The following is an 18,385-nucleotide window of genomic DNA, read 5'->3' as shown; positions in this document are numbered from 1 at the left end:
GTGGCAGAAGAAAACGCACCACTACGAGCCCGAAATGCATCCTTATATTGTCGCACCAACCCGCAAAACCGATATGAAAGGAATCTTTTCCCTCCTTGCCACCATTCTGCTGCTCGCGCTCCTGAGTGTAGCCTGCACCCCGAAAGCTGCCGGCCCCTCCGCTACGGAGACTGCACCGGCGTCCCCGCCCACTACCTCGACCACCACACCGGCCGCCGGGGGGGAGGAACTGAGTAGCTGCCGCAAATTCAGCGATGCGCGCAGTCCAGACGATGCCGAGACCAACTACGTCATCTACCGTGCCGCCCTCAAGGCCCAGGAGATGGACCGGGCCCTGCAGGTCTGGCGGCAGGTCTACGCCGAAAGCCCCGCCGCGGATGGCCGCCGCCCCACAGTGTACACCGATGGCGTAGCGTTTTACAACTACCTGATTCAGCAAAATCCGGACAAGAAGGAGGTGTACGGCGACTCCATCATTCAGCTCTACGAGCAGGCGCGGGAGTGCTACCCGAGCGATGGGTATATGGCCGGTCTACAGGCCTTCGACAGCTACTATACCTACCCTGGCTCGGCGACGGACGAGGAGATCTACGAGCTCTTCAAGGAGAGTATCGAGATGGACGGTCCGGAGGATTTCCAGTACTTCATCGTCAACCCAATGTCGCGCCTGGTGGTGGATATGCACGAGGCCGATAAGATCGACGACGCAGAGGCCAAGGAGGTGGCTACCGCCCTGATGACGCGCCTCGACAAGGGACTGGCCGAGTGCGAGGGCGAAATGTGTCAGGCCTGGCAAACCATTGAGGCTTACGCACCGAGCAGCCTACAGTATTTCGAGACGGTAAAGGGCTTTTACGACTGCGATTACTACGTGGAGGAGTACTACCCGGACTTCCAGGAGAGCTCCGACGACGTAGACGTGATCACCACCACCTACAGTCGCCTGAAGTGGGCGGACTGTGCCGAGGACCGGCCGGAGTTCCAGGCCGTAGCGGCCGCCTACGAAACCAAGCGGCAGGAGATTGCCGCGGCCAACCCCAGCTCCGGCGGGGGCGGAAACATCCTGCGGCAAGCCTACGATGCCCTGCAGAACGGTAACTCCAGCGAAGCCGTCAAACTCTTCGAGCAGGCGGGCGACGAGGCGACCGACCCGGAGCGGAAGGGGCGCTACTACCTCACCGCGGCCAAGGTGTACTACAGCAACCTGCGTAACTTCTCCCAGGCCCGCGCGATGGCCCGTAAATCGGCCGCGGCCAACCCGAATTCCGGCGAGCCCTACATGCTCATCGGTACGCTCTACGCCAGTAGCGGTCCGCTGTGTGGCCCCGGGACCGGGTTCGACTCCCAGGTGGTGACCTGGCCGGCCATCGATATGTGGCAGCGTGCCAAGTCGGTAGATGGCAGCGTGGCGGGCAAGGCCAATCAGCTCATCGGCCGCTATACCCAGTACATGCCCTCGAAGTCGGACATTTTTCAGCGCGGCATCTCAGAGGGGCAGTCCTATACGGTGGGGTGCTGGATCCAGGAGACCACGCGGGTGCGGACACCCTAGGTAGGACGGGGTTAGTTATATTTGCCTACCTCCCTTTCTACCACTTAGCAGCTCCCATCGTGCATTCACCTTCCTTACGCTTACCGGCTCTCGTTGCCGGCTTACTGTTAGTCGCCGTAGCGATTGGCACGAGCCTCACCGCCGTAGCCCCCGCGCCCGGCGCTCCCCAACTCAGCGGCAACGCCTTTCCGATCGTAGAGCCCACCGTACGCTACGGCCTGGCACTGGACACCTTTAGCGTCCGCCACGATACTATACAGTACGGGCAGACGCTTTCGGATATCCTGCTGGCAACCGGTATGCACCCCGAAGATGCCTTCGTGGCGGCCGGCAACTTCAATGAGTTGCTCGATGTGCGCAACCTGCGGGCCGGGCGCACGTACGAGTTACTCGATGACCCCGATACCGAGGGCCCGGACTTTCTGGTGTACGCGCCTAATGTGTACCGCTACCTACGCCTCGACCTGCAGCGCGGTGGGCGCGATGAGTACGTGGAGCATCCCGTGCTGCTGAGACAGGAGCTAGCCGCCGGCAGGATCGAAAGCTCGCTGTGGAATGCCATGGTGGGTGCCGGACACAGTTTCGCTCTCACCGAAAAAATGGAGGATGCGCTACAGTGGTCGGTCGACTTCTACCACGTCCACAAAGGTGATGCCTTCCAACTCGTGTACGAGCAGGAGTACGTACACGGCGAGGAAGCTGGCTTCGGCAAGGTGCAGGCGGCGCGCTACAGTACGGGCGGTAAGGACATCTACGCCTTCTACTTCGAGAGCGCCGATGAAACTCAGGCGGGCTACTTCGGCCTCGACGGGCAGCCCATGAAGTCGACCTTTCTGAAGGCACCAGTACGCTACAGTCGCATCAGCAGTAAGTACAACCTACGGCGCTTCCACCCCGTGCAGCGGCGGGTAAAACCCCACCTCGGCACCGATTACGCGGCTCCCTACGGCACGCCCATCGTGGCGGTGGCCGACGGTACGGTCAGTCGCTCCGGTCGTACCCGCGGCAATGGCATCTTCGTCAAGCTGCACCACGACAAGCGCTTCGACACCCAGTACCTGCACATGCAAAAGCGGGCGGTGGGCATGAAGGTCGGCCGGCGCGTAAAGCAGGGCGAGGTGATCGGCTACGTGGGAAGTACGGGGCTGGCTACCGGTCCGCACGTCTGCTTCCGCTTCTGGGACAACGGCAAGCAGGTCGACCACACCAAGATGGACTTTCAGGACAACGAACCCATGCCGGAGGAATATCTCCCGGAGTTCTTCGCGGTACGTGATGCCTACCTGGAGCAGTTGAATAGCGTGGGAGAGCCTATCGAGGGACCGGCTAAGTAAGTGGCACCACGCACCAAGGACGAGCGGCCTCTGGCCCGAGGCTACAACATCTGAACAAAGTAACTACGGTGTACTGCACAATGGCTCTGCTCGGGCCAGAGGCCGCTCGACCTTGTATCTTGGGGGGAATAATTCTAACAGGTTTCCAGATGCCGCAAGCACTCCATTACCTCGCCTTACTGCTCCTAATAAGCTGCGCCTCGAAGCCCACCTCCACCGTAGCCCGCGACGCTGCCACCCCCTACCCTGGCTACCGCCTCACCTGGTCGGACGAATTCGACGGCGGCAACTTGGACACCACCAACTGGAATTACCTCACCGGCACCGGCTACAACAACGACGGCAGCGGCTGGGGCAACAACGAGCTCGAGTACTACCGCCCAAACAACACCGAGCTACGCGATGGCAAGCTAGTCATCACCGCCCGCCGCGAAGACTTCGACAACCGTAGCTATACTTCCTCGCGCCTGACTACCAACGACAAGCAGGAGTTCCTCTACGGCCGCATCGACGCCCGCGCCAAACTGCCGATCGGGCAGGGCATCTGGCCGGCGATCTGGATGCTCGGTGCCGGGTTTCCGGAACGTGAGGGCTGGCCTGCCTGCGGCGAGATCGACATCATGGAATACCTCGGCCACCAACCCAACGTACTTTACGGCACGGCCCACTACGGTAGGGACTGGCGCGACAACCACCGCTACGCCGGCGATAGCACTCGTCTGGAGGGGTCCGCCCCCTTCCACGAGGCCTACCATACCTTTTCCATCGACTGGCGCCGCGATACTATCGACTGGCTACTGGACGGCGAGCGCTACCACCGCTTTACCGCCGCGGAGGCCGCCGCGAACGGTCAGCCCTACCCCTTCAACGCCCCCCAGTACCTGCTCATTAACCTAGCCGTAGGGGGCAACTGGCCGGGCAGTCCGGATAGCACGACCGTGTTTCCCCAGGAGCTGCTGGCGGACTACGTGCGGGTGTATAGCTTACAATAACAGATCCATATCCACGTGCTCCTCGATTAACTCGACGGCGCGGCGGATCTTCCACGGGGTCTTCAGGTTGATCTTTACCTCCATCTGGCTGATGCGCACGGCTGCTCCGTAGGTATCGAGCGGGCAGGCGACGACGGGGATGTTGTGGGCGTTAAGGAAGTCGGTGTGCGGCAGGTGGGGCTCCTCATCTAGTAGACCGGTGACGACGACGCCGGAGATGGTGCTGCCGGGCAGGCCACGGTCCTGCAGGATGCTCTGAAGGGCACTGAGGGCCTCGTCAAGGCGACGGTGGCTGACGATCACCAGTAGGTTGCGCAGGTTTTCGACTTCTTCCTGCGCCAGAAGGCTACCGCTGGCAATATGCTCGACTTGGTTGTCGAGGCCATCTTTGTTGAGTAGGGTATGGCCCTTGAGGGATTCGCGAATGGAGGCCATGATGGGATTACTGAGTACCTGCTCAAAGGGAAGTACGCCGAGCAGGGGGATGCCCGTTTTTTGTAAGTATTTGCCCACGTAGTGGCGCACCTTTTCGAGTTTGGCGGGGCGGGTCTTGTTGACAATCACCCCCCTCACCGGTACGCGTCGCTCACGGAACATCGCCAGGTTCAGGTTGAGCTTATCGATGGTACTGCCGATACCTCCTTCTACGACCATCACCACGGGGGCATCGAGCAGCTGAGCGACCTGGGCGTTGCTGACGTCGCAGACGCTGCCTACCCCCGGGTGGCCGGTCCCCTCATAAATCACGACCTCATTATTGGTCTGTAGCCTACGGCTCGCCTTCGTGATGGCCCGATTAAAGCCGTACTCGGCCGGATCGTCCAGGTACCGCGCCGTCACCCCGCTACCGATAATAACCGGACTGTGCAGCTCGGCCTTCAGCTCGAAGTCCATACCGCGGGCAAAGAGCAGCGCATCCTTATCGACCTGGAGTCCGCCGAGCTCCACCCACTCCTGCCCCACGGGCTTGCAGTAGCTCACCTTGTGCCCGCGCTCGCGGATGGCGGCCATGAGGCCGAGGGTACAGGTGGTCTTACCGACGTGCTGGGAGGTGGCGGCAATGTAGATACGGTCGAGCATGGGGAGTGAGCAGGGTGCAGGTAGCAAGGTAGTGCATCTGCATCAGGCAGTGCCCTTACTCCAAGTACACCCGTTCGTACGCACCATACCGGACGCTATAGCCAAAGCTCACCTTCCGCTCCGTATCCGGGGCCAGGTCGAACTGCCAGGTGACCTCACCGGTCTCCCCGTCGAACTGAGCATCGTCAGGCAGGTCCGTATCAACGTCGATACTGCCCTGGGCGCTGACCGGCACCTGATCCACGAGGGTGAGCCGGATCGGCTGGCGCTTGGTGTTGCGCACGGCGATGATCCAGCCGCGGCTGTCGGTGCGCTTACTATTAAATAGGCCGGTATTCCGTTGGTAGTCCTCGTTACGCTCCCGGGAGACGATCACGCTAGCGTCACGGCCGAGGGAGAGGCTTAGGCTATCGGCCGTCTTGGTCACGTCCAGCACGGAGGTACCCAGGTAGGTGCCCTCAAAGAAAAGTTGCAGATCGCCGCTGACTAGGTCGTACTGCTCCCAGTCGCGAATTACAGCCGATAAGTAGACCTCCTCCGTCCGCTTCGGCACGGTCAGGTGACGGTACTCGGCGGGGATGGCGTACTGCTTGATCTCCACGCGGCGGTCCTTGCCGTCGGAGGGGATGGTGTAGGGTAGTTCGATGGCGAAGGTGAGGGTGGTGGCGCGGCGCTGGGTCTGGGTGGGGACGGGGGGCGGGGCTAGCTCGGCTCCTGCCGCTTTTTGGCGTTTACCTTCGATGTCCAATCCAGCTACCCGCCCCCGCAACTGCTCGTAGGCCACAACCTCTTCCAGTTGCGTGATACTTTCTTGAAGAACAATATGTACCGTAGCGCTCGAAATAGGAGCTACAGCCGGGTCATACCCTGGGTAATTCACCGTCAGTGTACTTCCCGCTTCGGGAACCTCCAGCGTATATCGACCGTCGATGTCCGTCACCGTACCAATGTCTGTTCCTGTGACCATGACCGTGGCCCCGATCATACCGATACCCTCACGGTCCGTCACCGTACCCGACACCTCGCGTATCGCCACCGTAGAATTACCCGGTATCTCCGTGGGGTACACCGGCGGCAGTTGCCCGTCCCGCAGTCGCCATACCTGCAACTCGGGCACCTCGGCCGATTCCCGCGGGTCACCGGTAGAAAGACTTAGGCGCACGTCCGTCCAATCCTCCCCGCTAGATTGCTGCACCCTGGCGTGGTAACGCAGGTCGATGGGCTGGTCGACCGACTCCACGCGCACGTCGTACTCGGGCGTCCAGCCGGCATCGGCCACCAAATACCTAAGGTCGAAGGCAGCCCGCACAGCCCGTTCAGCCTCTACGAGTACCACTACCTCACTCGTAGCCGGTGCCCGCTCCGTCTCACCCAGCTTGGCGAGTTGGCGTTGAAGTAATTCGCGGCGCTCGTCGTTGTCGCGCAGGCTATCGCCTAGTGCCAGGTAGCTCCGCTTGATGACTGCGATACGCTCTCGGTAAAAGCGTACGCCCTCCTGTAAATCGGCAGCGCTGAGTCCCCGCTCAGAGCTGGCCAGTTTTCGGTTTTCGTGCAGCAGCGCTTCTTCTTCCTGGGCAATTTCGACTTCGGTGAGTAGGCGGCGGCGGCGGTCTTCCAAGCGCTCGATGCGGGTATAGATGTCCTCGCGTTCGGGACTATCTTCTACCAGCTCCGGAAAACGTAGTCGGTGACTTACGCTGAGGATCAACACCCCGCCGGTCTGGGTGCTTGCTTGTATACTGGCCGGGTTCAGGCCACTGCTCAGACCGCCAACAATGAGGGTAGTCCGACCGGTGGGCAGGTCCACCTCCCCACTTCGTTGCACCTGCGCGCCCGCCCGATAGACCGTGACGTGCCTGGTGCTGGATGATATAGGGAGTTTTTTCTGCGCGCCACAGAGGGCGGGGCCGCAGGTGCAAAGAATCAGGAAAAAAAGGCGAGTCAGTAGATTAAGCATAGGAGTAGTTTTAACCCTTGATGCTTCCTATGATCATATTACATATACGACACGTAGGCTATCCCGCTTATGGGTAGATTAACAATGGAGAGCCGTGATAGAATTGTTAGATTTTAGATTATGGCCAGTAGCAAACAAGGTGTAAATTGGGGAAGTTTGTAACTTTTACGCTCATTTTGCTAATCCTTTACACGATGACCAACACTCCCTTCCTCCTCCTGCTTCTGCTCTGCACCTCCTACGCGAGTGCCCAAACCCTGGTAGCGGACGACAACACCCCAGGTGTGATGATCCCTGAGGGCTACGACCTGCGCCTGGGTGTAGGCGGCCTTGACTACCCTAGCAACATCGCCGGGGGCGACGGCCGCTACTGGGTCAGTGAGTCGGGCTACGACCCGGCCATTCCACCCACGGTCAAAGAGATCACCCTACCGGCCGGCGATACGGGGGTGGCCACCATCATTCTTACTCCCGCGATGCTGGAACCTGGCATGCTGGCCCCGCCCTTTACCGACGTGGTGTACCACGATTCCCTACTCTACCTGGCCCACCGGCAGATGGGAGAGAACGGCTATTTGGTCGGTGCCTACAGTCGCTTTTCACCGGACAATCCGATGAATACCTTCGAGACCATCCTGACCAATCTGCCCTCGACCGGCGACCACAGCAACAACACGCTGGTCTTTGGCCCCGACGGACGAGCCTACTTCGGGCAGGGATCGGCAACTAACTCTGCCGTGGTGGGAGCTGACAACGCCGACTGGGTGGCAGAGGCACCGGATTTTCACGAGATGGCACCGGTCGATTTGGTGCTCAACGGGAGCGAGTTTACCGCCCGCGTGCCCACGTCGGTGGACCCCGATAGCAACGCGGTGACCGCACCCTACCGACCCTTCGATTCCGGAGCTATCGATTCGGGGCTGGTGATACCCGCCGTGACGCCCGCCGACCCTATGAATGACTACATCATCGGAAACGGTACGGTGTACTCCTTTGATCCCGAAGCGGATGACGTGGCTGGGTCACTGCGCCTGGAGGCCTGGGGTCTACGCAACCCCTTTGGACTCGGCTTCGATGCAGAAGACTCCACGCGGCTTTTTGTATCCAACAACGGTACCGACATCCGGGGCCGGGCGGGCGATCCAAACGAACCTTTCGATACGGCTACCTTCGTGCTAGTGGGTAACCGGCCCGTCGCTAATGATCACGACGATCTATTCGAGCTGACCGTGGGGGGCGAGGTGGAATTTTTCGGCTGGCCGGAATTCTTTCACGATACTACCACACTGGAGGCCCGGGGTGCCGATAGCTCGATATTCTGCGATTCCCCGGTGCTGGAGCAGGACGACTGCCCGGGCTTCATTTTTGCCAGTAGCTTCCGTGATTCGCTGACGGTCGACCCGGTATTTAGCGACATGGGCCCGAACGTATCCGTGACGGGCTTCACCGCTTCGGTGAGCGATAGCTTCGGCTACCGCAATGACTTATTCGTTACTGAGTCGGGCTCCTTCGGTCCGCAGACGGGCATCTTCCGCTATACCGGGTACCGGGTCACGCGCGTTGATGCAAGCAGTGGGGCGCGGAGTCCGTTCATTGTCAATGAGGGCAGCACTGCTGAGGAGCTACTTGACGCCGAGGGCTTCAATAAGCCGGTGGCCGATATGTTCATCGGCGATACACTGGCAATCGTGGACCTGGGCGTGCTGGAACCAGGCATTAATCTATTACAGTCCGGTACGGGTAAGGTGTGGTTACTAAGCCGCACGACGTCAACGGCGACCACCAATCTCGGCCGCGAGTTCGGGGCTAGCTTCTCCAGTGTAGTACCTAACCCAACCAATGGTCCGGCGCGCATCACGTTGCACTTGCGCGAATCGCTGACCGGTCTGATCACGGTACTCGATCTGAATGGTCGGCTAGTGCGCACGGTTTACTCCGGTCGGTTACTGGCGGGTCAGCGGCAGTTCGAGTTGGAGACAAACGGGCTTGCCAGTGGTACGTACATCGTGCGGTTAGCCAGTGGAGGTGGAGTGCTCTCAGAGCGCTTCGTGGTGAGTAGATAACATTGCTATAGTTTAATGGTGGGTGGCAGCGCCCGCCCCGCTGGGTATTCGGATGGTTTCGACCATCTCCTGCACGTCCTCCGGCGGCGGTGGGGTGACCCGGCTGACGGTGAGGGCCACCACCAGATTGACTACCATAGCTACGCTGCCAAAACCCTCCGGACTGATACCGAACCACCACGCTGACTCCGGCGGCAGGGCCTCTACAAACCAGCCGAGCCGGTACACGGCCATGTAGCCGAACATGAGTAGGATGCCGACTACCATGCCGGCCACGGCCCCCTGGCGGTTCATGCGCTTGTCAAAGATGCCGAGCACGATGGCGGGGAAGAAGCTGGCCGCCGCCAGCCCGAAGGCCAGGGCTACGGTAGCGGCTACGAAACCGGGTGGGTTGACCCCAAAGTATGCAGCCACGAGCACTGCTCCGGCCGCTCCCCCACGGGCCCACCATAGCTCTTCGGCCTCGCTCATAGCGGGCTTGAGCTGTTTGCGCATGAGATCGCGGCTGACGGCGGTGGAAATTACGAGGAGCAGTCCGGCCGCGGTGGAAAGGGCCGCGGCCAGACCACCGGCGGCCACGAGGGCAATGATCCAGGCGGGGAGCCCGGCAATTTCAGGGTTGGCCAGGACCATAATGTCGCGGTCGATGTACACCTCGTTGGGGTTATCAGTGGGCAAGTTCGCTAGAAGTGCCTCCCCCGATGGGCCCTGCACCGGCGCGCCGCCGCCCGCCCTTTGCTGTTGTACCGCGCCGAGAAAAGGAGGACCGGGTGCGTACTGTAGTTTGCCGTCCTGGTTTTTATCGACCCAGGCCACCAGGGCCGTCTGTTCCCACTTGCTGAACCAGGGGGGCAGCTCGCGGTACGGTTGCTCGCTGATGGTGGTGATGAGATTGGTACGGGCGAAGGCCGCGATCGCAGGTGCGGTTGTGTAGAGAATAGCAATGAAGAGCAGGGCCCAACCGGCGCTGATGCGGGCGTCCTTCACGCGCGGGACGGTGAAAAAGCGAACAATGACGTGCGGTAGCCCCGCCGTACCGGCCATCAGTGCTAGGGTGATGGCAAAGACGTCAACGGTCGATTTGGTACCACTCGTGTACTCCGCAAACCCCAGCTCCGTATGGAGTTGGTCGAGCTTATCTAGTAGCGCTAGCCCGGAGCCATCATTCACCTCACCGATGAAACCTAGTTGGGGAATAATATGGTCGGTCATCTGTAGTGAGATAAAAATGGCCGGCACCATGTAGGCGAAGATGAGCACGCAGTACTGCGCGACCTGGGTGTAGGTGATGCCCTTCATGCCGCCCATGATGGCGTAAAAGAACACGACCACGGTACCGATGTATACGCCCGTATCGATCTCCACTTCGAGGAAGCGGCTGAAGACAAGTCCGATGCCGCGCATCTGGCCGGCGACGTAGGTAAAACTGACCACGATGGCACAGACCACGGCCACGCTGCGGGCCACATTGGAGTAGTACCGGTCGCCGATGAAGTCCGGCACGGTGAACTTGCCGAATTTGCGCAGGTAGGGGGCCAGCAATAGAGCCAGCAGCACGTAGCCGCCCGTCCAGCCCATGAGGTACACCGCCCCGTCGTAGCCGGCAAAGCTAATGATGCCAGCCATGGAGATGAAGCTGGCGGCGCTCATCCAATCGGCTGCCGTAGCCATGCCGTTGGCAATGGGGTGAACGCCGCCGCCGGCTACGTAGAACTCCTGGGTGGAACCGGCCCGGGCCCAGAAGGCGATGGCGAGGTAGAGGGCGAAGGTGGCCCCGACGATGAGGTAGGTCCAGGCTTGTACGGTCATAGGTAGATCGCCTATCGGCTCGTTAAACTGCCTTCGGCAGGTAGACCGCTACGCGGATAGATGGCCTTCGGCCCGTTAGAAACTTGATTCATTGACGCCGTACTTCGTATCGAGCCGATTCATGAGGTAGACGTATACGAAGATCAGGACCACGAATACGTAGATGCTGCCCTGCTGGGCGAACCAGAAGCCGAGCTTGGCCCCGCCGATGCGGTACTGATTGAGCTGATCGACGAAGAGGATGCCGCAGCCGAAGCTGACCAGGAACCAGAGGGTGAGTAGGACGGCAAGGTAGCGGAGGTTGGCGTGCCAGTAGCGACGGTGGGAAGCGGGCAAGAAGGTGGGGGAATTGAAGGAGTAAGGAAGTCAGGGATTCGCTTCAAGGTACTCCGAGGAAAACAATTTTCGGCAATCGTGCTTTCACCCCCGCATCCCCCCAACAAACCACACCCGTATGTCAGCATGGTACGAAGGCTGGACTGATGTCACCTACCCCATTTTCGAGAACATGACCGGCTGGCCGGGGCAACCCAGTATGCACCTGGAGACCCTGAGCTGTATCCACTGCGGGGATTCGGCGCAGGTATCGGTAGTACACATGAGCGTACACAGCGGCTCGCACATGGATGCGCCGAACCACTTTTTGGCCGAGGGCATCGACATTTCCCGCTCCCCCTTCGAGGTGGGGCTGGGGCCGGTACGTATTGCGGCGGTCGATCCGGTAGCGGAAGTAACCCCGGATGATTTGCGGGCCTACGAGGCACGTACGCGTCCGCTAAAGGCGGGGGAACGCTTAATCCTACGCACTCCCAACAGCGACAGGGGCATGTGGCTGCAGCAGAAATTTGACGTGGACTACCATGCCGTTGGACCGGCGGCGGCGGATTACATCGCCCGGAAGAAACTAGCGCTGATCGGGGTGGACTACTTGTCCGTAGGGCCCTTCCACGAGGGAAACCCACAGACCCACCGGACTCTTCTGGGAGCTAAGGTGTGGATCATCGAGGGGGTAGACCTGCGGCGCGTCGATGAGGGGGACTACGACATGATCTGCCTTCCGCTGCGGATAGTCGGCGCGGATGCCTCACCCATCAGAATTTTGATCCGCCCGAGAGACTGATAAATAAAAACATTTTTTGTTGGAAATAATTTGCTAGTTAAAACAAATCGTGCTAACTTTGTCAGGCGTCGCAGGTACTGGGCGCTGGTTGCAAAAAATTAGAACGGTTATGTCTCACTCTACTACCCCGGCCCACGCCGCCGGCCAACAAAAAGTGTTCTCTATTAACTGGTCGCTCCTATTCCGCCGACTGCGGCTGCGGGGCGGTCAGGTTCTGAACTCGGCACGCCACCGTGCCAACCATACCGAGTACATCCCGCCGGTGTGGATGAGCCAGTTGCGGCTGACTTGGTTCCGGCTCGGATTGATTGCCCTGGCTGTTTTTGTCTTCACCCAGAAGCAGATCGATTTTACCTTCACGGTAGGAGCGAACGGTGTTGGATCACAAGTGCAGGAGTCCGCCGGACAGACTACCTCTACCGCCTCCCAGACCACCGCGCTAAGCATGCTCCCTACCGGCACGGCTACCCCGGCCCCGGCACCCGTTTGGAGTGTAGACCAATTCGACGCCCCGGTGGTGCGTGAATACATCGACCGCTTCGAGCGTGTGGCCCGTACCGAGGAGGAGAAGTACGGCATTCCCGCCGCCGCCAAGTTAGCGATGGCCATCCTGGAGAGCGATGCCGGTCAGGCTACGGCTGCCATTCGGGACAACAACCACTTCGCCGCCTCCATCGCCCGGGAGTACTACGACAATGCCTGGACCAGCTGGCGGGCGCACAGTCAGTCAGTGACCAAGCGCTTTCCTGAACTCGCCCACGAGTCGGTCAACTACCAGCAGTGGATCGCCGCCCTAGCCAAAACGAATTACAGCAGCGATCCGCACTACACCCAGAAGCTGCTCCAGATCATTGAGGCCTACGACCTGAAGCACCTCTAGGTCTCCCCAAGAGCTTTTTTTCTCTAAGTGGTTTTCTCGGCCGCCTTCCTTCACCGGGGGGCGGTCCTTTTTTGTCAACTGCCCGGGTGCCTACGCCGTTCCCCTAGCGTGCTACCCACTGACGATGTCCTGGAGCAGGAATACCACCGCTTCATTGAGTTTGGCCCCCTCCTGGACCGCCGCACCCGCCGCTACCTGGTGGAGTACCTGAGGACCAAGCTCAGCGGGCAGGCCTACGCAGGTGATAGCCTCAACGACCGCTACGCCGACTACTTTCAGCAGGCGCTCGATGAGGTTTTCCAAATCGATAACCTGCTGTTCGTTTGCGCCAACAACGAGAGTATTACCCGCCAGATCGTACTCGATACCCTCTACTGGATCAAGAAGACCTTCGCCAAGGTCGCCGCCAAGCACCCCTACGATAAGGAGGCCGACATGCTGCAGAGCTGGAGCGTCACCCCAGCCAAGGTGTTCCAAACGCGTTACCCTTACCTGCTGCAGTACCTAAGTTCCACCTACACCCGTGAGGAACTCGATAGCGCCTTTTACCAGGATCGGCTCGCGACCTACTTCGCTCAGGATTTTTCCGAGTGGACGGCCGGCGACCGCCGCAACTTTGAGCGCGTACTCACCGACCTGCTCAGTCAGTGGGATGCCCTACTCCAGGCCAAAATCCTCGCGTACCAGCTCCGTAAGTTCAACGAATCGAAGGAGAGCTACGTCGAGCTCCTCGGCCAGAAGGTGGAGGAGTACCGCCGCCTGAAATCCATCCTCAACCCCTTTACCGACTACCTGGGCTGGGACATGAGCCGCGACCTCTGGCAGTCTACCAGCTTCGATACCCTCAAGGCCTACGATGAGCTCCTCACCGATGAGGATAGCCTCCGGCGTCTGGCCGATCTGCTGGGCCAACTGCGGGAAGCGGATATCGAGATTGAGGAGGAAACCTTTGAAAAAACCATCGCCCGCCAGGAGTGGCGCGTCGACCCCCTGGCCCGCTCCGAGATCGTCGGGGTCCACGAGAGCAAGGATCTCAACCATTTGCTAAGCTCCGAGGCCGCCCTACTCAGCCACGACATCACCGAGACGGCCTTCCTCAAAAAGTACGCCGATAGCAGTTTACTCACCCTACGTTACGAAGACCGGCAGTTGGTGCGTAGCCAGGACCAGGTTATGGAGGTCAACCAGCGTATTAAACAGCGCGAGCGCGGTCCGTTTATCGTCTGCGTCGACACCAGCCAGTCGATGATGGGCCGGCCGGAGGAGATCGCCAAGGTACTTACTCTGGGCATCCTCAAGATGGCCATCAACAGCAACCGCCGGGCCTACCTGATCAGCTTCAGTACCGGCATCAAAACCATCGACCTGCACGACATCGCCAACTCGATCGACGAGCTGGCTGCATTCCTTAATATGTCCTTCTACGGGGGTACGGACGCCACCCTGGCCCTCTACGAGGCGCTGCGTCAGCTAAAGAGCCACGACTACCAGGACGCCGACGTACTCATGATCTCCGACTTTGTGATGTATAAGATCGACCAGGACATCCTCAACGAGGTGGCCTTTTACCAGCACAACAAGAGCACCGAATTCCACAGCCTCGCCCTGGCCCGCGAAGCCAATGCCGAATTGCTCAGCCGCTTCGACACCAACTGGATCTACGACCCCGCCCGCAGGGGCATCATCCGCGAGCTCACGCGGGGGCTTTCCGAGATCCACGCCAGAGCCTGATCAGACTTTAATAAAAATGCGGCGACGGTAGAGTAGCGTACCGACAGCCAGATAGATCACCACCAGCGTCAGCGCATACAGCAGACTAGATAGTTTATCCGGCAAAAAATCGTGGTCGTACACCGTTTGGTAAATCCAGCCGTGCAGTGAGGTGTCCCCCACCCGGATCAAGCCAAACACCTTTGCAAAAAAGCTCGACAGGAAATACAGGGCCAGCGCATTGGCCCCGGCATAGGTGAACACCCGCCCCCACACCAGCCCGCGCACGTCACTCAGGTAATAAATCACCGCCAGTGCCAGCAGCGCCCAACCCGCCGTCACCAGCACGAAACTACTCGTCCACAGTGCTTTATTGATCGGAAACACCAGTCCCCACAGGTGCCCCAGCACGAGCAAGCCCGCAGAGGCTAGCAGCAACTTACGCGTCTTATCTACCGTGTTTTCCAGCAAAAACCGTCCCGTGATCACCCCGATCAGGCAGGTGGCCAGCGAAGGTAGGGTGCTCAGCAGGCCTTCGGGATCGTAGTCTTCCTGCCAGGTGTGTGTGCCAAGTAGCAGCTTATCTACGTACATCGCCCAGTTATTCGGCGCCCGCTCATAGTTTGGTGCCGATCCATCCGGCAGCGGCACGAAGCCCATCCAGATCCAGTACCCCAGCAGCAGCACTAGGGTCAGCACAATCAGCGGGCGCGTCCGCAGGTGCAACGCCAGGGGAGCCGCCAGCAGGAACACGAGCCCGATCCGCTGCAGCACCCCCGGCAGCCGGATGGCCTCCCACGCCTTCACGAAGGGCGGCGCGATCAGGAAGGCCCCGAGGAAAATCCCGAGTCCGATCAGCTTAAGGCTCCGCACCACGATCTTGCGGTAGGTGGCCCCACCGGGCGACTTCGTGCGGTACGCAAAGGCAATGCTACACCCCACGATGAAGAGGAAGAAGGGGAAGATGAGGTCCGTCGGCGTGTACCCATGCCAGGGCGCGTGCTCGAAGGGAGCGTAGATGGCACTCCAGGTGCCCGGATTATTGACTAGTATCATGGCCGCAATCGTAAGACCCCGCAGTAGGTCTACCGCCTGGATGCGGTCGCGCAGTACGCTGGGGACCACCGGCTCCGGAATGATCCGACTCATTTGGTGGCGGCAGCTTGCTCCAGGAAACTTTCGGCCTTTTCCACCATCAGTTGACTGCCGGCGAAGAAGGGCGCCCGCTCGTGAAGGTGGGCTGGCTTCAGGTCCAGAATCCGCTGGTGACCATTCGTGGCCCGCCCGCCGGCCTGCTCTACAATGAAAGCAACCGGATTGCATTCGTACACCAGCCGGAGCTTGCCGTCCTCCCGCTCCGAGCTCTTGGGGTAGATGTAGATACCTCCCTGGATCAGGTTTCGGTGAATGTCACTGACCATACTACCGATGTAGCGGCTCGTGTAAGGCCGGTCCTCTTCCTCCCGCTGACAGTACTTGATGTAGTCCTTTACCCCCTGGGGGAAGTGTACGTAGTAGCCCTCATTGATTGAATACACCCGGCCGGTCTGCGGCATGGTAATATTCGGGTGGGATAGGTAGTAGGTACCGATGGCGGGGTTAAGGGTGAAACCGTTTACGCCGTTGCCGGTAGTGTACACCAGCATGGTAGAGGTGCCGTAAATGACGTAGCCGGCGGCCACCTGCATATTTCCCGGTTGCAGGAAATCTTCAGCAGTTACGGGCGTCCCCTCCGGCGAGATTCTCCGGTACACCCCGAAGATCGTCCCTACCGATACGCCGACGTCGATATTGGAGCTACCGTCCAGGGGGTCCATCACCACCACGTATTTGTTCCGATTGGCCTGGTTGACTCCACTGATGGTGATAAAGTCCTCATTTTCCTCCGACACGATGCCGCAGACGATGTTGCGGTTCGTCAGCGCGTTGATGAATACGTTGTTGGCGAACACGTCAAGCTTTTTCTGTTCCTCGCCCTGCACGTTGATATTGCCCACCGTGCCGGTGATGTCGACCAGTCCCGCCTGCCGAATTTCGTGATTGACCACCTTGGCCGCTAGTCGGATACAGTTGAGTAGTCGGCTGAGCTCTCCCGAGGAGCCCTCGAAGTCTTTCTGATTGCTAATGATGAATTCACCGAGGGTCTGGGGGTGGAGGGGCATAGCAGGAAGTAAGGGAGTTAAGGAATAAAGGAGTCATTGGTCGATGCTACTCGTCGGCTGCAATCCTCGTCGGCCGAGCCTTACGCAGTTTGGCTCGTCCGCCGAGTAGTTTAACGAGTAGCTAAGCTACACCATCAGTAGTATTTACCCGGTAGGAGGTATTCGCGGACGTATTTCCCCACACCATCTTCGAGGCTAGTAAAAGGCTCAGCGTAGCCCGCCTGCTGCAGCTTAGCCATATCGGCTTCGGTGTAGTACTGGTAGTTCTCCCGCAGATCAGCTGGAGTATCAATGTATGAGATGTTCGCCGTTCGATCCATCGCCCGGAAAGTAGCTGTAGCTAGATCGCGGAAGGTCCGGGCCCGCCCGGTGCCCAGGTTGTACAAGCCATTCGGCTCGGGGCGCTGCCTCATCAGCCAGTGACACACCCGGCACAGATCGAGGACGTAGATAAAATCACGGGCTTGCTCCCCGTCCGCTACCTCTTCCCGGTGGCTGCGAAATAGCTTCATTGCTCGCGTTGCTTTCACCTGTCGGAAGGTGTGCCACACCACACTGGCCATCCGCCCCTTATGGTATTCGTTGGGACCGTACACGTTGAAAAACTTTAGCCCGTACCAGTGGGGCGGGGCGGTGGGATAGGTCAGGGCCCACTTATCGAAGTCGTTCTTACTGCGCCCGTATTCGTTCAGCGGCGCAAGTTCGGTGGGATCGGTACTATCGTCGAAGCCGTGCTCCCCGCCCCCGTAGGTCGCCGCACTACTGGCATACACCAGCGGAATGTTGAGCAGGGAACAGCGTTCCCAGATTTGCTTGGAATAGTCAAGGTTAAGCCGACGGAAGAGCTCGGTATCGGTCTCCGTCGTATCGGTACGCGCCCCCAGGTGGTACACCCCCTGGAGCGGCCACTGCTCCTGGTCCCAGATCGGAAAGAGGGTATCGCGTTCCACCTTTACGAGGTAGTCCTTGCCCTCCAGGTTAGGTGTCTTATCGGCGTAATGGATGAAGTCGTCGACCAGGATCAGGTCGGTCACGCCCTGCCGGTTCAGGTAGCCTACGAGTACGCTGCCGATGAAGCCATTGGCGCCGGTGATGAGGTACATGAGGGGATGGTTTGGGGGTAAGGTAGCCCTTGTCGGCCGGATCCTTTTTGCAGCGCCACAGCGCAATGAAAAGTTCGTCCGCCGAGTAGCTCAAAACACTCGGCGGACGAAGCCTAACCGTTTGCTAGGGCAAACGCTCAGGCAATTCGGCCGACGAGGTTAGCCGCACCCGCGTCCCCGCCCTACCTTACCGCCAAAAGCAAGAAAATGGCCAAGCCACAAGTAGTAAAGAAGAGCCGCATCACCGTCGATGTGGGCCTCGACGCCAAGAACATGCCCGTAGAAATGAAGTGGGCCGCCAGCGACAACCCGGCCGGTCAGACGCCACAAGACTGTAAGGCTATGCTACTGGCCATCTTTGATGAACGGACTAAGGAGACCCTCAAGATCGACCTGTGGACCAAGGAGATGCAGGTGATCGAGATGGACCGCATGTTCTACCAAACCCTAAGGGGACTGTCGGATACCTACTTTCGCGCTACGCAGAATAAGGAGCTCGCCAATCAGATGCAGCAGTTTACCTTTTACTTCGGGCAGGCTACGGGGGCTATTCCTAAGGAGGAGTAAATTACCTACTACCGAACTACCTACTACCTTACCGACTTTCCCCCTCAGAGATCTCC

At 59.6% G+C, this 18,385-nt stretch carries 15 protein-coding genes; 8 read left to right on the top strand and 7 right to left on the bottom strand.

Features of this window, described 5'->3' with window-relative positions; genetic code table 11:
- The first annotated feature begins 73 nt into the window (after window positions 1-73).
- The 3 genes from ACOOHD_RS02465 to ACOOHD_RS02455 all read left to right on the top strand — a co-directional run bounded on the left by ACOOHD_RS02465 (window position 74) and on the right by ACOOHD_RS02455 (window position 3,878).
- The gene (locus ACOOHD_RS02465; RefSeq protein ID WP_420459980.1) at window positions 74-1,552 is read left to right on the top strand and encodes a tetratricopeptide repeat protein; all 1,479 of its coding nucleotides are present in this window, start codon (window positions 74-76) and stop codon (window positions 1,550-1,552) included.
- 59 nt (window positions 1,553-1,611) lie between these two features.
- A complete protein-coding gene (locus ACOOHD_RS02460) occupies window positions 1,612-2,886 on the top strand; it encodes a peptidoglycan DD-metalloendopeptidase family protein (protein WP_420459979.1) in 1,275 nt (424 codons plus the stop codon).
- Window positions 2,887-3,035: 149 nt separating this feature from the next.
- The gene (locus ACOOHD_RS02455) at window positions 3,036-3,878 is read left to right on the top strand and encodes a glycoside hydrolase family 16 protein (protein ID WP_420459978.1); all 843 of its coding nucleotides are present in this window, start codon (window positions 3,036-3,038) and stop codon (window positions 3,876-3,878) included.
- Here the strand turns inward: ACOOHD_RS02455 and ACOOHD_RS02450 are convergent.
- Both ACOOHD_RS02450 and ACOOHD_RS02445 read right to left on the bottom strand, forming a co-directional pair.
- Complete coding sequence (locus tag ACOOHD_RS02450) at window positions 3,870-4,958, bottom strand: AAA family ATPase (protein WP_420459977.1); 1,089 nt, start codon at window positions 4,956-4,958, stop codon at window positions 3,870-3,872. The two genes, ACOOHD_RS02455 and ACOOHD_RS02450, sit on opposite strands and share 9 nt — an antisense overlap.
- Before the next feature lie 55 nt (window positions 4,959-5,013).
- On the bottom strand, window positions 5,014-6,915 hold the full coding sequence (locus ACOOHD_RS02445) for a mucoidy inhibitor MuiA family protein (protein WP_420459976.1): 1,902 nt from the start codon (window positions 6,913-6,915) through the stop codon (window positions 5,014-5,016).
- 176 nt (window positions 6,916-7,091) lie between these two features.
- On the opposite strand from ACOOHD_RS02445, the gene ACOOHD_RS02440 reads away from it, so the two are divergent.
- Window positions 7,092-8,978: a T9SS type A sorting domain-containing protein gene (locus ACOOHD_RS02440; protein WP_420459975.1), complete on the top strand. Its 1,887-nt coding sequence runs from the start codon at window positions 7,092-7,094 to the stop codon at window positions 8,976-8,978.
- 12 nt (window positions 8,979-8,990) lie between these two features.
- Here the strand turns inward: ACOOHD_RS02440 and ACOOHD_RS02435 are convergent, their stop codons facing one another.
- Window positions 8,991-10,787: a sodium:solute symporter family protein gene (locus ACOOHD_RS02435; protein ID WP_420459974.1), complete on the bottom strand. Its 1,797-nt coding sequence runs from the start codon at window positions 10,785-10,787 to the stop codon at window positions 8,991-8,993.
- A gap of 75 nt (window positions 10,788-10,862) precedes the next feature.
- A complete protein-coding gene (locus ACOOHD_RS02430) occupies window positions 10,863-11,123 on the bottom strand; it encodes a DUF4212 domain-containing protein (protein WP_420459973.1) in 261 nt (86 codons plus the stop codon).
- Window positions 11,124-11,241: 118 nt separating this feature from the next.
- Here ACOOHD_RS02430 and ACOOHD_RS02425 point away from each other — a divergent pair, with 118 nt between their 5' ends.
- From ACOOHD_RS02425 to ACOOHD_RS02415, 3 genes are all read left to right on the top strand, one after another.
- Complete coding sequence (locus ACOOHD_RS02425; RefSeq protein ID WP_420459972.1) at window positions 11,242-11,907, top strand: cyclase family protein; 666 nt, start codon at window positions 11,242-11,244, stop codon at window positions 11,905-11,907.
- Between the two features lie 109 nt (window positions 11,908-12,016).
- Window positions 12,017-12,787, top strand: coding sequence for a glucosaminidase domain-containing protein (locus ACOOHD_RS02420; RefSeq protein ID WP_420459971.1), 771 nt, complete (start codon window positions 12,017-12,019; stop codon window positions 12,785-12,787).
- A 108-nt stretch (window positions 12,788-12,895) separates the two neighbouring features.
- A complete protein-coding gene (locus tag ACOOHD_RS02415; RefSeq protein WP_420459970.1) occupies window positions 12,896-14,518 on the top strand; it encodes a VWA domain-containing protein in 1,623 nt (540 codons plus the stop codon).
- Here ACOOHD_RS02415 and ACOOHD_RS02410 read toward each other — a convergent pair whose 3' ends face one another.
- The 3 genes from ACOOHD_RS02410 to rfaD form a co-directional block, all read right to left on the bottom strand.
- Window positions 14,519-15,646 (bottom strand): acyltransferase family protein, encoded by a 1,128-nt coding sequence (locus ACOOHD_RS02410; protein ID WP_420459969.1) that lies wholly within the window; start codon window positions 15,644-15,646, stop codon window positions 14,519-14,521.
- Complete coding sequence (gene fbp, locus ACOOHD_RS02405) at window positions 15,643-16,659, bottom strand: class 1 fructose-bisphosphatase (RefSeq protein WP_420459968.1); 1,017 nt, start codon at window positions 16,657-16,659, stop codon at window positions 15,643-15,645. The genes ACOOHD_RS02410 and fbp overlap by 4 nt, the downstream gene beginning before the upstream one ends.
- A 134-nt stretch (window positions 16,660-16,793) precedes the next feature.
- A complete protein-coding gene (gene rfaD / locus ACOOHD_RS02400; protein WP_420459967.1) occupies window positions 16,794-17,762 on the bottom strand; it encodes an ADP-glyceromanno-heptose 6-epimerase in 969 nt (322 codons plus the stop codon).
- A 207-nt stretch (window positions 17,763-17,969) separates the two neighbouring features.
- Between rfaD and ACOOHD_RS02395 the strand changes: the two genes are divergently transcribed.
- On the top strand, window positions 17,970-18,329 hold the full coding sequence (locus ACOOHD_RS02395) for a gliding motility protein GldC (protein WP_420459966.1): 360 nt from the start codon (window positions 17,970-17,972) through the stop codon (window positions 18,327-18,329).
- The last annotated feature ends 56 nt before the right edge of the window (window positions 18,330-18,385 follow it).

The organism is Neolewinella sp., from assembly GCF_965214665.1.
GTDB lineage: Bacteria > Bacteroidota > Bacteroidia > Chitinophagales > Saprospiraceae > Neolewinella.
Note: the sequence above shows the minus strand (reverse complement) of the source record. Positions and strands in the feature narration are given on the sequence as shown.